This is a genomic window from Kitasatospora sp. NPDC056181, from assembly GCF_042266225.1.
GTDB lineage: Bacteria > Actinomycetota > Actinomycetes > Streptomycetales > Streptomycetaceae > Kitasatospora.
This window is the reverse complement of sequence record NZ_JBHJUK010000106.1, coordinates 1-13,772: the sequence shown is the minus strand read 5'-3', so window position 1 is coordinate 13,772 and position 13,772 is coordinate 1. Positions and strand designations below refer to the sequence as shown.

Here is a 13,772-nt window from a genome sequence, read left to right as displayed (position 1 = left end):
CGGCAATCGGCAATCGGCAATCGGCAATCGGCAATCGGCCAACAGTAGCCAATGGGCAGCAGGAAGTGTCAGCGGTGTCTGATCTACTACCTGCCGGCACAACGAGGTCCCGGAGGAGAGCCATGGGTGTACTGACGGACTACTTCCGCGCGGCGGATGCGGCCTCGGTCGTCCGGGCAGTCGAGCAGGCGGATGGCGGGTCCCCGCTCACCGCACGACCCCCCGCTTTCGACGGGGTCGAGACCAAGCGCCTGGACCCGGCAGTCATCCTGGCGCAGCTGGTCGCCGCCATCCGCGAAGTCCCGTGGCAGGTGGACCTCGTGCAGGAGACCTACGTGTGGCCGACCTCCCCGCCGCCCGGCCCGGAGGGCGGGGAGGACGAGGACGACCCCTGGATGACCGGACCCTGGGTGTCACAGCTCCCGCCCCAGGTGCGTGACACGCTCGCGGGGGCGCACGACTCCCGGCTGCCTGCCATCGCCGCACGGTGGGTGCAGGCGGAGGAACTGCACGGAGCACTCGCCGACCACATGGAGCCTGTCGCCCGCGACCTCGTCCTGCTGGCCAGACGCGCCCGCGACGCCGGCGAACAGCTGTACTGCTGGACCTGCCTGTAGGCCGCACGAAGGGCGGGCGGACGCCCTTCGTCACGCGTAGGTGATCACCTCCTGAGCACGGCCCGACCCCACCCCGCCCACGGCCCGAACCCCACCACACCCCGACTCCGCCCCCCACCCCGACCCCGCACGCGACACGGGGCGGGGCCGGGATCTGGTCCGTCAGGAATCGGCGATCAGGATCAGGGACCAGGGGTCAAGGATCAGGGATGCAGAACGCGCGAGGGCGCCGCCGCGTTGTCGGCCGCCGCCTGGGAGCGGACGGCGGGGGTGACGCAGACGTCGTCGCCCGGCCAGGCCTCCCGCCAGACGTAACCGGAGGTGCAGGTGTGCGGCCCGTAGGGTCCGGACACCCAGCGGCTGTAGCGGGCCGCGTTGTCGGCGACGGCCTGACTGCGGGTCGTCGGCGTCACGCAGGTGTAGTCGCGGAAGTCGCCGTCCCGCCACACGTACCCCGGGACGCAGGTGTTCGGCCCGTAGATCGCCACCGACGTCGCCGAGTAGACCGTCACGCTCGCGGTGCCGCCGCTGATCGACGTGGCGATCGAGTCGCCGTTGGCGTTCAGCGACGTGACCGGCAGCCGGGCACCGCCGTCCAGCGTGCGCTGGAGGTAGGGCGTCCCGTTGACGACCTCGTGGATCAGCACCACGTCGTTCGGGATCCCGGCGGCGTAGCCCGCCTTACGGGTGAACTCCACCGTGTAGTAGTGGAACGGGTCCGAGCCGATCGGCACCCGCAGCAGCAGCGGGTGGGAGCCGTCGTCGCTCTGGAACGAGCTGAGGGTGTGGCTGCTCCAGCCGGCCGGGGCGACCGCCACCCGGCCGTGGTCGACCCAGCCGAGCTTGTCGAGCTGGAAGCCGACCAGGCCCACCGGCTGCGTGTTGCCGTAGGTGCCGCCGGTGCCCGAGGCGTAGACGTTGGCCGCGCTCATCTCGTCCCACGGGTCGTCGTACTCACCCGGCGCGGACCACGGGGCGTTGCGGTAGCCCGTGTCGTTGGAGAAGGAGTGCCCCAGCCCGTACCCGTGCAGCATCTCGTGGGCGACGGACACCGAGCCGAGGCCCGTGCCGTCCAGGTAGATCGCGCCGCCCGCGCCCCACCAGTCGATGCCCACGTTCGTGACGACGACCGTGCGGTGCCCCGCCGGGACGGTGTACCCGCCGGCGCTCGCCGCGTTGACGCAGTCGTTGAACCGGGTCCACCGGTCCCGGCCCTGTTCCTGTGCGAGGGTGTAGGGCATCGTGAACCAGCCCGCGGCGTTGGAGTTGCGGATCCGCACCGCGCCGCCCGAGATGCTTTTGAAGTAGTCGTCCATGCCTCCGGTGCCGGCACCGGAGTCGGTGAAGAAGTTCTTCAGCCAGGCTGCGCTGTGCGGCTCGGACGCGTTGTCCGAGACCTTGCACATCAGGATCGACCAGCCCGTGTTGCCCCGCACCGGCACCGCCCGAGCGCCCTGCGGAACACCCCACACCGCCATGACGAGCGCGGCCACGAGCACCGCTCCCCCTGCGCGGATCCGGCGCAGCCACCGCCCCCGACTGCCATGCACTCGACAATCATGCATATCCAAGCCCTCCCCCTCTCGGCTCCCCCGGGGCCCGACCCCGGACGGGCGACCGCACCCGTACCCGCGCATCGATGAGCAATAAACCCCTTATGGAAAAGGCCAGTTGAGAAGCTCCGAACACCCGCCCGCACCGCCGGAGCAGCCTGCCGCCGGAGCGTACACACCTCACACCACGGGCCGACTCGCACCCCGGGCCGGCTCGCGCCAGGGGCCGGCTCGCACGCTCCGACCGGCGAGCGCTCCGCTCCCGGGCCACCTCCGAACGGGCCTGCCGGATCGGACCCCGAGAGCAGACACCGAGGGACTGACGCAAAGTCACTCCACCGACTCCGTCCCGATTGCAGCTTGGTAACGTCCCGCCAGTTGACTGGATGTGACATTGCACATATCACATCATGCTCCTCATGAGAAAAGTCGTAGCCCTGCTCTCGGCCGCCGCAGCCGTCGCCGCCTTCGGCGGAGCGTCCGCCAGCGCCGCCTCCGACGTCCCCGCCCCCGAGAACGTCGGCCAGGGAAAGCTCGTCTGGAGCTCCTGCAATGACGCCGACACGCCCGCGCTGCAGTGCGCGATGCTCGAGGTGCCGGTGGACTACGCCGACCCCCGCGGCCGCAAGATCAAGATCAAGGTGAACCGCCTGCCCGCCACCGCACCCAAGGACAAGCAGCAGGGCCCGATCCTGCTCAACCCCGGCGGGCCCGGCTCCTCCGGGCTCTGGATGCCCGCCTTCGTCTCCGGGAAGCTCCCGCAGGACGTCGCCTCGACCTACGACTGGATCGGCTTCGACATCCGCGGCACCAACGCGAGCGAGCCCCATGTCGTCTGCGACGCCCACTACTTCGAGGGTGAGCGCCCCGACTACCAGGTGAGTCAGGGCAGTTCGAAGGCCTGGCTGGCGAAGGCAGCCGGCTACGCCGCCAACTGCGCGGCCGACTGGTCCTGGCTCCTGCCGCACATGACCACCGTCGACAGCGCCCGCGACATGGACAGCATCCGGCGGGCGCTCGGCGTCCGGCAGATCAGCTTCTACGGCGGGTCCTGGGGCACCTCGCTGGGCTCCACGTACGGCCAGCTCTTCCCCTCGCACGTACGGCGCATGGTGCTGGACAGCATCGTCGGACCGACCATCAGCTGGTACGACCACAACATCCTGCAGGACAAGGAACACCAGCGCCGCTTCGACGCGTTCGCGGCCTGGGCGGCCAAGGCCGACTCCGTCTACCACCTGGGCACCGACGCCGCGTCCGTCAAGAAGGCGTACGACCAGGTCGAGGCCGCACTGCGGACCGACCCGGTGGACGCCGCGCCGGCCCCGGGGAAGATCGGCCCGGCCGAGTTCGAGGACACCTTCTACGGCGGGGGCTACAACTTCCTGCGCTGGCCCCGGATGGCCACCGTCCTCTCGGCCTACGTCACCCAGCACGACACCCGCCCGCTCGCCATCGCGTACAACCGGTACGCGGCGCCGGGCGGTGACGACGGCGCCTTCCCGGCCTACAACGCGGCGCAGTGCAACGAGAACGCGTGGCCGCGCGACTGGGAGTTCTGGAAGAAGGACCAGGCCAAGGTCAACGCGGTCGCGCCCTTCTACACGTACAACAACATGTGGTACAACGCCGCCTGCATGTTCTGGCCCTCCCAGGGCAACCCGGCGGGCCGGACGAAGATCACCGGCAAGGGGCTGCCTCCCGTCCTGCTCTTCCAGGCCACCGAGGACGCCGCCACCCCGTACGAGGGCGGGCTCGCCATGCACGACGCACTGCCCGGCTCGAAGCTGGTCGTGCAGACCGGCGGCAGCTTCCACGAGATCCTCTTCCACGGCAACGCCTGCCTGGACGACACCTTCACCGCCTACCTCCGCGACGGCAGCCTCCCCACGGGTGGCGGCCGCATCGCCAAGACCTGTGCCCCCGAGGCCGATCCCGACCCCGTCTACGTGACCCCGCCGCCGGCCCTCACCGGCAAGTCCGCCACCGGCGCCGCCACCGACGCCACCCCGCTCGCGCCCACCGACCCCGAGGCGGTCCGCGGCGCGCTCCACTGACCGGCCCCCGCCCCGGGACCGCGGCGCGTGCCCCGGGCCCGGGGCGGCGGTTGTCCTATGACAAGTGGTCTTGACCATTCGCCAGACTCCATCAGGTCGCAGATGCTGCCGACCAGTCGACACCGACGGGGCCCCTCCGATCCGTCAAGGGTGATGGCCCGGTAACGGATAGTCATGGAAGGATCGGTGCGGGTCGGCATCGTGTCGACCGGAAGGAGTTGACATGGCCGAGGACGGCAAGGACCAGACCCTGTCTGACAAGTACGCAGGCACTGAAACCACTATCGACGGCGAGGAGCACCTGATCATTCGCGAGGATCAGGTCCCGGTACGCGCCGACGACGAGTAGTGCGCCCGCACCCACGCTTCGGTGCGGGCTGATCCTCACCCGTGCCGGAACGGAGTGCTCTCCGTCATTGAGAAGGGCCCCGCCGGTCGCTACCGGAGGGGCCCTCTCTGCTGTGTGTCCGCAGGTCATAGGCCAGCCCCCGTTCCTGCCGCCGGGGAACAGGAACGCAGCTCCCACCCGGAGGTGCGGATGGTCCGCGGGCCTTCGGGTCGGTCGACACGCCGAGGACGACAGCGATGTCGGCGCGGATCGACGCCCGTGCCGGACCGCACGGGCCGGTGCTCTACGCCCGTCCTGTGAGCAGGTTCCCGACGGCCGACCGACCAGGGGCTGCATCCGGCGGACGGCAGCGGGGGCTGTGGCGGCACGGACGCCCTGGCGGCCCGCGGGCCTCAGGCCACGCCGTGCGGGCGGAACTGGATGCTGATCCGCGGGCCCACCGGGCGCGCGGTCTTCGGGACTGCGTGCTCCCAGGTGCGCTGGCAGGAGCCGCCCATGACCACCAGGTCCCCGTGCCCGAGCGGCCTGCGCACGACCGGGCCGCCGCCGTGGCGCCGGCGCAGCACCAGGGCACGCGGTTCACCCACGGACAGGATGGCCACCATGGTGTCCTCGTGGGCACCGCGCCCGATCCGGTCCCCGTGCCAGGCCACGCTGTCGCGGCCGTCCCGGTAGTAGCAGAGGCCGAGGGTGCGGAAGGGCTCGCCCAGTTCCTCGGCGTAGTGCCGGCTGAGCGCCGCGCGGGCCTGGGCGAGCACGGGGTGCGGCGGTTCGGCGTCCGCCGGGTAGGAGGCCAGCAGGCGGGGTACGTCGACCGTCCGTTCGTACATCTCGCGCCGCTCGGCCCGCCAGGGCACGGTCGTGGCCAGCTGTTCGAACAGCCGGTCGGCCCCGTGCAGCCACCCCGGCAGCACGTCCAGCCAGGCGCCGTCGCCGAGGACGAGCCGCCGCAGGCCGTCGAGCGGGCCGAGACGGACGCCACCGTCTGCGTCGGCGTCGTCGAACAGCGAGGGCTGGAGGTGGACGGTGGTGTCGTGCATGGGTCCAGCGTACGCCCATAATCGAACATATGCTCGAACCCAGAGGGTCGCCCGGCTGCCCGGTCGCCCGGTCGCCCGGTCGCCCGGTCGCCCGGTGGCCCCATCCGCCCCATCGGCCCGCCCCCGCAGCGCACCGGTGCCCGGCGGGCCGCGGTCGTAGCCTGCCGGTATGGCGATCAACGGGTTCGGGACCACGGAGTTCCAGCTGGTACTGCTGAGGCGGATGGCCGACTTCAACCCCGGGCGCGTAGAGGAGGCGGTCCGGCGGCTGGGCGCCACCCGCGCCGTGATGCGGGAGGCCAACAAGCGCTGGCAGGCGATGGTCCGCGCGCCCCGCTTCCCGCGCGGCGCAGCGCGCTACGCCGCCGTGCTCGGGCCGGCCGAGGCGGTGGTGCCGCGCCGGATCGGGGACCTCTCGTGCACCGCGCGGCAGTGGGCACTGCCGCTCTGGCCCGGCCTGCGCTTCGAGATCCTGCTCGGCCCGGCGGAGACCGGCGGCCCGCTGCTCAACGAGTGGCTGGTGCGCGCTCCGGACGCCCCGGTGCCGACGCTGCGCACGCTCGCCGACCTCACGCCGTGGAGCTGCGTCGTCGCCGACCTGGGGGCCGCCTTCCCGCCCGCCGTGCCGCGCGAGGGCAGCGCGCCGACCCGTTTCCAGCTGGACTTCACGGCCCCGGACGCCGCCGGGCGCCCGCGCCCGTGCACCGCCGACTTCACCTGGGGACTGCTCCAGGAGGTCCGGACCGACTGAGGGCGGGCATTCCGGGGCCGGGTTCGCGGCCCGTCAGGTGCCGAACGCGTCTCCCGCATCCGCGGCGTTGCGCCCGGCTGACGGTCCGGCAGGCCGTCTAGTCTCGGCCCGTGCGAGAGCCCGACCAGCCCGACGAGCCCGACCAGCGCGCCGAAGGCGCAGGACCGTTCACCACCCGGCTCACCTGGCGCCCGCCGGGCGGCGGCACCGCCGTGTGGGAGTCACGACTCGCCCGGCGGCGCGGCCTCCTCGCCGTCCACCCTCCCGGCGCGCCCACGAGCCGGCGCGCGAGCGCCGACGACGTCGCGATCGGCCGCCTGCGAAGGCTCAACGCCATCGCCGCGACCGCCTTCATCATCGGCGGCGCCCTCTTCGCGGCGGGTGCCGGCGTCGCGCAGTTCGGCTCCGGCGACGCCACCACCTGCGCCGCGCTCTACTTCGCCGGCGGCCTGTTCTTCAACACCGGCGGATACGTCTCGCTGCTCCAGGTCGTCAACGCACCCCGCCACGTCCCCGGAGGCGAGGGCCGACTGGTCACCCGCCGCTGGCGCTGGTGGAGCTACGAACCGACACGGCTCGACTGGCTGAGCGCTTTCGTCCTGTTCGCCGGAACCCTGGTGTTCGCCGTCAACCTGATCGACTCCTTCCTGCAGGGACTGAGCGTCCAGCAGGTCAACCGGCTGATCTGGACCCCCGACGTCATCGGCTGCATCCTGTTCCTGGTCTCCGGCCACCTCGCCTTCGCCGAGATCTGCCACGGACGGCCCTGCGTCCGCCGCCGAAGCCTCGGCTGGTGGATCGTCGCCGTGAACCAGCTCGGTTCCGTCCTCTTCATGGTCTCGGCGCTCGCCGCCTACACCCGCCCCGCGACCGACAGCCTCGTCAACGCCGACATCGCCAACTGGGGCACCCTCACCGGCGCCCTCTGCTTCTCCGTCGGCGGCGTCCTCCAGCACCTCGAACGCCCCTGACGCGGCGCCCGGCCGGTGAAGCCGGTGGTGCGGACGATCCGGCCGGGGGTGCGGACGATCCGGCCGGTGCCCGGCGCTCCGCCGGGCCCGGGTGACGGGGCGGGCGGCGGGGCGGCGCCGTCAGCACAGGGCGTCGGCGAGCATGAGCGCGGCGACGGCCGACAGGGCGACGGCGAAGGCGGTCCGGAGGGTGCGGCCGCTGAGGCGGTCGGCCAGGCGCTTGCCGTCCCAGGCGCCGAGCACGGCCGCGGCGGTGAACGGCGCGACGACCGCCCAGTCGAGGCTGCCGGTCGTGCCCAGGCGGGGCAGCAGGGCTGCCAGCGCGTTGGCCGAGATCACCAGCAGGCTGGTGCCGACGGCCTCGGCCATGGTGAGGGCGAGGACGGAAACCAGGGCGGGAACGGCGAGGAAGCCACCGCCGACGCCGAGCAGTCCGGTGACCGCACCCAGTCCGGCGCCGGTGGTGACCGCCCGGAGCCCGGTGGGCTTCGCCCCCGCAGCCGCCTCACCCTTCACCACCACCTCACCCGTCACGGCCCACCGGTTCGCCTCAACGGCCTGATCGGGCGCGGTGGCTTCAGCCCGGGCCGTTGCGGCCACCGCAGGTACGGCCACGGCGGGTGCGGACACCACGGGTGCGGACGTCTCCCGTCGGCCGGCCAGCATCCGCCAGGCCGCCAGCGCTGCCAGGACGGCGAAGCCGGCGGTGAGCAGCGTGGGCGGCAGGTGCGCAGAGAGCGCACCGGCCGCGGTGGCCGTCGGCAGCCCGGCCGCGGCGAACAGCAGGCCGGTGCGCCAGCGCACGCGCCCGGCCCGGGCGTGGGCGAACAGCCCGGTCAGCGAGGTGACCGCGACGATCAGCAGGGCGGCGGTGCCCGCGTGGGCGGGGCTGAAGCCGAGCAGGTAGATCAGGGCCGGGACGGCGAGCATGCTGCCGCCCCCGCCGAGGCCGCCCAGGGCCAGGCCGACCACGGCGCCTGCGGCCAGGGCGAGGAGGAGCGTGGTCATATGACCTGTCCGCCCGCACCGTGCGCGGAGACGACCGGGAGCCCGGCTCCGGCCCAGGCCCGCATGCCACCGGCCACGTTCACGGCGTCGACGCCCTGCGCGGCGAGCAGGGTGGCGGCCTGCTGTGAGCGGTGGCCCGAGCGGCAGACGACCAGCACGGTCCGTCCCGCCACGCCCGGCGGGAGCTCGCCGCCGAGGCCGAGCACGGCGAGGAGTCCGAGCGGCAGCGGGACGGCGGCGGGGGCGTGCCCGGCCGCGAACTCGTCCCGTTCGCGCACGTCGAGGAGGACGGCGAGGCCGGCCGAGAGCATCCGCTCGGCCTGGGCCGGATCGGCCTGGCGCGGAGCAGGCGGCTGGTGGGACAGGAGCATGGCGGCCTCCGGGGTGGTGCAGTACGGGAACGCGGTACGGGAAGGGAAGGCAGCTCTCGGCGGAGTGGTCGACGGTGGCCGCGGCCGCAGTTGGGTCCGGGTCCGCGGCCGGCTCCGGCTCCGGGAGAACGCGCCCGCCCTCGGGTGCCGGCAGGGCCGGAGCGGACGGGTGGGCGGCGGAAGGGCCGGCGTCGGGTGACGGCCGGTGTCGCCTGCTTTCTTGTCGTTGATAATACCCATGGGGGTATCGTGGAGAGCAAGGGATACCCCACCCGGTATTTTTTCGGGCATGGCGACCACCTCCCACCACCCCCGCGGCCCCTGTGGCGGCCGGACAGGAGAGTTCCACGTGTTCTTCGCCCAGTACTACCTCGACTGCCTCTCCCAGGCCTCGTACCTGGTCGCCGACGAGACCACCGGCCGCGCCGTGGTGGTGGACCCGCGCCGCGACGTCGACGAGTACCTCGCGGACGCCGAGGCGCACGGCTTCACCGTCGAGGCGGTGATCAACACCCACTTCCACGCGGACTTCCTCGCCGGCCACCTGGAGCTGGCGGCCCGCACCGGCGCCTGGATCGGCTACGGCCGCCGCGCGGAGACCGAGTACCCGATCCGCAAGCTGGCCGACGGCGAACGGATCAGCCTGGGCGACGTCACCCTGCAGATCATGGAGACCCCCGGCCACACCCCCGAATCGATCAGCGTGCTGGTCCACGAGCGGGCCGAGGACACCGTCCCCTACGGCGTGCTCACCGGCGACGCGCTGTTCATCGGCGACGTCGGCCGCCCCGACCTGCTCGCCTCGGCCGGCGTGAGCGCCGGCGAACTCGGCCGGATGCTCTACGACAGCGTCCAGCGCAGGCTGATGTCCCTGCCCGACGAGGTCCGCGTCTACCCCGCCCACGGCGCCGGCAGCTCCTGCGGAAAGAACCTCTCCACCGAGCGCCACTCCACCATCGGCGCCCAGCGCGCCGGCAACTACGCGTGCGCCCCGATGAGCGAGCAGGAGTTCGTCGCCATCGTCACCGCCGGGCAGGACGCCGCGCCGGGCTACTTCGGCTACGACGCCACCCTCAACCGCCAGGACCGACCCCTCTTCGACGCCGCGCAGGCCGGCCGCCCGCTGACCACCGACGAGTTCCGGGCCCTGCGTACGGCCGGGGCGCTCGTGCTGGACGCCCGCCCGCCGCACGAGTTCGCGGCCGGCCACCTGCGCGGCGCCGTCAACGTCCCGGCCGACGGGCGCTTCGCCGAACAGGCCGGCGCCGTCCTGGCGCCGGACGCCGACCTCCTCGTCGTCGCTCCGGACGGCCGCGCCGAGGAGGTCGTCACCCGGCTGGCCCGGATCGGGTTCGACCGCACCGTCGGCCACCTGCACGACCCGGAGAGCACCCTCGCCGAGCTGGCCGACGACCTCACCCCCGCCGGCCGGGTCACCGTCGACCGGCTGCGCACCGCCCTCGCCACGGAGCAGCCTCCCCTGGTGCTCGACGTCCGCACCTGCGCCGAGCGCGCCGAGGGGTCCGTCCCCGGCTCGGCGCACCTCGCCCTCAACGAGCTACCCCACCGGCTGGACGAACTCCCCACCGACCGGCCGCTCGTGGTGCACTGCGCCGGGGGTCACCGCTCCTCCGTCGCGGCCAGCCTGCTGCGCCACCACGGCTTCGCGGACGTCTCCGACCTGCTCGGCGGGTACGCCGCCTGGCGGGCCGCCCACCGGCCGACCACCTGAGCCGACGACTGCCGACGAGTACCGGCCGCACCGCGTGCCGACCGCCGAGCCCCACTCCGAAATACCCCTCCGGGTATTATGGAACCGGGGGCAACGACACCCCAGGAGGCGTGACCATGCAGGTTGACGAGGACGCCGTCGGCGCGGTGCTCAACCGCCTTCGCCGGGCCCAGGGCCAGCTCGGCGGAGTGATCGCGATGATCGAGGCCGGGCGCGACTGCAAGGACGTCGTGACGCAGCTCGCGGCCGTCTCCCGCGCACTCGACCGGGCCGGGTTCAAGATCGTGGCCAGTGGCATGCGGCAGTGCCTGGCCACCGCCGACGGCGACGTCCCGCCGATGAGCGAGACCGAGCTGGAGAAGCTCTTCCTGGCCCTCGCCTGAACCGCCCACCACAGCGGGAGACCGCGGGCGCGTCCGCCGCCCGTACCACCGCCCCACCCGCCCGGACCCATCCGTCCAACGACCCCGGACACGCTCCGGAAGCCGGAGAGAAACCATGGACCACGGCATCACCACCACCCTCGACCTGCCCTTCGACGAAGCCGTGCGGCAGGTGCGCGACGCGCTCGCCGAGCAGGGCTTCGGCATCCTCACCGAGATCGACATGCAGGCGACACTGCGGGCCAGGCTGGGCGAGGAGATCGAGGACTACCTCGTCCTCGGCGCCTGCAACCCCCCGCTCGCCCACCGCGCACTCCAGATCGACCGGCGCATCGGCCTGCTCCTGCCGTGCAACGTCGTGGTCCGCACCGTCGACGGCCGGACCGCGGTGGAAGCCATGGACCCACAGCTGATGGTCCAGGTCACCGGACAGGCCGGAGAGACCGGAGAGACCGGAGAGGCCGGAGAGACCGGACAGGCCGGCCTCGTCGCTGTCGCCGACGAGGCGGCCGCCCGCCTGCGCGCCGCACTGGGCTCGCTCACCGCCTGACCGGCGCTTCCGGGGCCCGCCCGCGCGGGCCCTTTTCCTGCATCTCTCCTATACCCCCACCCGTATTTTCGCGGGATCCCCCATCGCAACGGAGCCCCTCGTGCAGCACCTCGACGCCCCCCTCCCCCGACCCTCCGCCACACCGCCCGAACAGCGGGACCCGGCAGCCGGACCGCCGGACGCGGCACCGCGGCCCGGACCGCTGGGCCGCCTGGGCGTCTGGTCCGTCCGCCACTTCAGGGCCGTACTGGCCGGCTGGCTGCTGGTCGTGATCGGGCTCGGCGCCTTCGCCCCGCAGGTCACCAGCGCGCTGTCCGGCGCCGGCTGGCAGGCCGACGGCTCGGAGTCGGTGAAGGTCCGCCAGGTCGCCGAGCAGCACTTCGCCGGCAACGCCTCCTCCGCGCTCCAGATCGTGGTCAGTGCCGACCGGCCGGTCACCGAACCCGCCGTCCGGCAGGTCGTCGCCGAGGCGTCCGCGATCGCCGCCGCCGACCCCCGGGTCTCCACCGTCATCGCGCCCCGGCCCGGCGCCACCATCAGCCCGGACGGCCGCACCGCCGTCCTGCTCGCCGGCGCCGCCGCCTCCCCCGACGACATGGTCCGCGCCGCCGACGACCTCAAGGGCCCGCTGAACGAGCTGTCGCGGGACGGCGTCACCGTGCACGCGACCGGCGCCTCCGTGCTGTGGAGCGACTTCAACAAGGCCAACCACGACGCCATGATGAAGTCCGAGATCATGTCCTGGCCGGTCACCCTGGCCATCCTGGTCCTCGCCTTCGGCTCGCTGGTCGCCGCCGGCCTGCCGCTTCTGCTCACCATGGCCGGCCTCGCCGCCTCCGCCGGGTCGCTCGTCCTGATCAGCCATCTGTTCCCGGTGTCGGTCTGGGCGATGAACTTCGCCATGATGTTCGCCCTCGCGCTGGGAATCGACTACGCGCTGTTCATGGTCGTCCGGTTCCGCGCCGCCCGCGCCGGGGGCTCCCGCGACCACACCCGGGCCGTGGCGCAGACCATGGACACCGCCGGCAAGGCCGTCCTGCTCTCCGGGGCGACCGTCCTGGTGAGCCTGTCCGCCGTCATGCTGGTGCCCTCCCCGGCGTTCAGGTCGATGGCCGGCGGCATCATGCTCGCCGTCCTGTTCGTCCTCGCCGCCACCCTGACCCTGCTGCCCGCCGTCCTCGGCAGACTCGGCCACCGGGTCGACGCCCTCGCCCTGCCCTGGGCGCGTTCCGCCGGGAGCAGCTCGCCGCGCTTCGCCGCCTGGGGCGAACGGCTGTGGAAGCACCCGCTGCGCTACGGGGCCCTCGCCCTCGCCGCGCTGATCGCCCTGGCCGCCCCCGTCGTCGGCCTGCGCACCGCGATGCCCTCCATCGCCGTCCTCCCCGAGGACGCCGCCGCGCGGGCCGGCTACACCGCCGTCCAGCAGGCCTTCGGCCCCGGTGCCCCGGGCACCCTGCAGATCCTCACCCCGGCCGCGGACGCCGCGGAGGTGGGCGCGCGGCTCGCCGGCACGCCCGGCATCGCCGGGACCATGCCCGCGACCCCCGCCGCCGACGGCTCCGGCTGGTCGATGATCCAGGCCGTGCCCACCGTCGACCCCTCCAGCCCCGACCTCGCGCACACCGTGCACGCCCTGCGCGCCGACCTCCCCCCGGAGACCCTGGTGGGCGGCGCGGCCGTGGAGAACCTCGACCTCCAGCACCTGCTCACCGAGAAGACCCCGCTGGTCATCGGCGTCGTCATGGCCCTGGGCTTCCTGCTGCTGCTCGTCGCGCTGCGCGCACCACTGATCGCCGCCCTCGGCACCGCCGCGAGCCTGCTCTCCACCGGGGCCGCGTTCGGCGTCGCCCGCCTGGTCTTCCAGGACGGCCACGGCGCCGGCCTGCTCGGGTTCACCCCGCAGGGGTTCCTCGACGGCTGGGCACCGGTGTTCTTCTTCGCGATGATCTTCGCCATCGCGATGGACTACACGGTCTTCCTGCTCGCCTCCGCCAAGGAGCACTACGAGCGGACCGGCGACCCCCGCGAGGCCATGGTGGGCGCCCTCGCCCACTCCGGCCGGGTGGTCTTCGCAGCGGCCGGCGTGATGGTCGCGGTGTTCTTCACCTTCGCCCTGTCCGGCCCGCTGCCGCCCAAGGAGATGGGCATCGTCCTCGGCGTCGCCGTCCTGCTCGACGCCGCCCTGGTCCGGCTGGTCCTGCTGCCGGTCCTCCTGCGCCTGACCGGGCGCGCCGCCTGGCACACCCCGGCCCTGCTGGACCGCGTGCTGCCGAGGGTCTCCTTCTCCCACGACTGACCCCCCGCCCGAGGCGGGGGGGCGGGGGGGGGTGGGGTTACGGGGTGGTACGGGGCCGTCGGGAGGGACGGGGCCGTCGGGAGGGGTCGGGCGG

General features: G+C 73.3%; 13 protein-coding genes. 9 read left to right on the top strand and 4 right to left on the bottom strand.

The window, feature by feature from the left end; genetic code table 11:
- The first annotated feature begins 122 nt into the window (after positions 1-122).
- Positions 123-617 (top strand): hypothetical protein, encoded by a 495-nt coding sequence (locus tag ACFC1F_RS31040; protein ID WP_376163262.1) that lies wholly within the window; start codon positions 123-125, stop codon positions 615-617.
- A 203-nt stretch (positions 618-820) separates the two neighbouring features.
- Here ACFC1F_RS31040 and ACFC1F_RS31035 read toward each other — a convergent pair whose 3' ends face one another.
- Complete coding sequence (locus tag ACFC1F_RS31035) at positions 821-2,167, bottom strand: hypothetical protein (protein ID WP_376163260.1); 1,347 nt, start codon at positions 2,165-2,167, stop codon at positions 821-823.
- Positions 2,168-2,589: 422 nt separating this feature from the next.
- Here ACFC1F_RS31035 and ACFC1F_RS31030 point away from each other — a divergent pair, with 422 nt between their 5' ends.
- Together ACFC1F_RS31030 and ACFC1F_RS31025 are read left to right on the top strand one after the other, a co-directional pair.
- The gene (locus ACFC1F_RS31030; protein WP_376163258.1) at positions 2,590-4,227 is read left to right on the top strand and encodes an alpha/beta hydrolase; all 1,638 of its coding nucleotides are present in this window, start codon (positions 2,590-2,592) and stop codon (positions 4,225-4,227) included.
- A gap of 223 nt (positions 4,228-4,450) precedes the next feature.
- Entirely contained in the window at positions 4,451-4,576 is a 126-nt protein-coding gene (locus ACFC1F_RS31025) for a hypothetical protein (RefSeq protein WP_376163256.1), read from the top strand.
- A 392-nt stretch (positions 4,577-4,968) separates the two neighbouring features.
- Here the strand turns inward: ACFC1F_RS31025 and ACFC1F_RS31020 are convergent, their stop codons facing one another.
- A complete protein-coding gene (locus ACFC1F_RS31020) occupies positions 4,969-5,616 on the bottom strand; it encodes an alpha-ketoglutarate-dependent dioxygenase AlkB (RefSeq protein WP_209414876.1) in 648 nt (215 codons plus the stop codon).
- Positions 5,617-5,785: 169 nt separating this feature from the next.
- Between ACFC1F_RS31020 and ACFC1F_RS31015 the strand changes: the two genes are divergently transcribed.
- Positions 5,786-6,367 carry a hypothetical protein gene (locus ACFC1F_RS31015; RefSeq protein WP_376163254.1) on the top strand — a complete coding sequence of 194 codons (582 nt, stop codon included), beginning with the start codon at positions 5,786-5,788 and terminating at the stop codon, positions 6,365-6,367.
- Positions 6,368-6,477: 110 nt separating this feature from the next.
- Complete coding sequence (locus ACFC1F_RS31010) at positions 6,478-7,338, top strand: hypothetical protein (RefSeq protein ID WP_376163252.1); 861 nt, start codon at positions 6,478-6,480, stop codon at positions 7,336-7,338.
- 120 nt (positions 7,339-7,458) lie between these two features.
- Here ACFC1F_RS31010 and ACFC1F_RS31005 read toward each other — a convergent pair whose 3' ends face one another.
- Positions 7,459-8,346 carry a sulfite exporter TauE/SafE family protein gene (locus ACFC1F_RS31005; protein WP_376163250.1) on the bottom strand — a complete coding sequence of 296 codons (888 nt, stop codon included), beginning with the start codon at positions 8,344-8,346 and terminating at the stop codon, positions 7,459-7,461.
- On the bottom strand, positions 8,343-8,717 hold the full coding sequence (locus ACFC1F_RS31000; protein WP_376163248.1) for a rhodanese-like domain-containing protein: 375 nt from the start codon (positions 8,715-8,717) through the stop codon (positions 8,343-8,345). The genes ACFC1F_RS31005 and ACFC1F_RS31000 overlap by 4 nt, the downstream gene beginning before the upstream one ends.
- 349 nt (positions 8,718-9,066) lie before the next feature.
- Between ACFC1F_RS31000 and ACFC1F_RS30995 the strand changes: the two genes are divergently transcribed.
- The 4 genes from ACFC1F_RS30995 (at position 9,067) to ACFC1F_RS30980 (ending at position 13,678) form a co-directional block, all read left to right on the top strand.
- The gene (locus ACFC1F_RS30995) at positions 9,067-10,449 is read left to right on the top strand and encodes a rhodanese-like domain-containing protein (protein WP_376163296.1); all 1,383 of its coding nucleotides are present in this window, start codon (positions 9,067-9,069) and stop codon (positions 10,447-10,449) included.
- A 116-nt stretch (positions 10,450-10,565) separates the two neighbouring features.
- Complete coding sequence (locus tag ACFC1F_RS30990) at positions 10,566-10,832, top strand: metal-sensitive transcriptional regulator (protein WP_376163247.1); 267 nt, start codon at positions 10,566-10,568, stop codon at positions 10,830-10,832.
- A 115-nt stretch (positions 10,833-10,947) separates the two neighbouring features.
- Positions 10,948-11,382 (top strand): DUF302 domain-containing protein, encoded by a 435-nt coding sequence (locus ACFC1F_RS30985; RefSeq protein WP_376163245.1) that lies wholly within the window; start codon positions 10,948-10,950, stop codon positions 11,380-11,382.
- Positions 11,383-11,482: 100 nt separating this feature from the next.
- On the top strand, positions 11,483-13,678 hold the full coding sequence (locus ACFC1F_RS30980; protein WP_376163243.1) for an MMPL family transporter: 2,196 nt from the start codon (positions 11,483-11,485) through the stop codon (positions 13,676-13,678).
- The last annotated feature ends 94 nt before the right edge of the window (positions 13,679-13,772 follow it).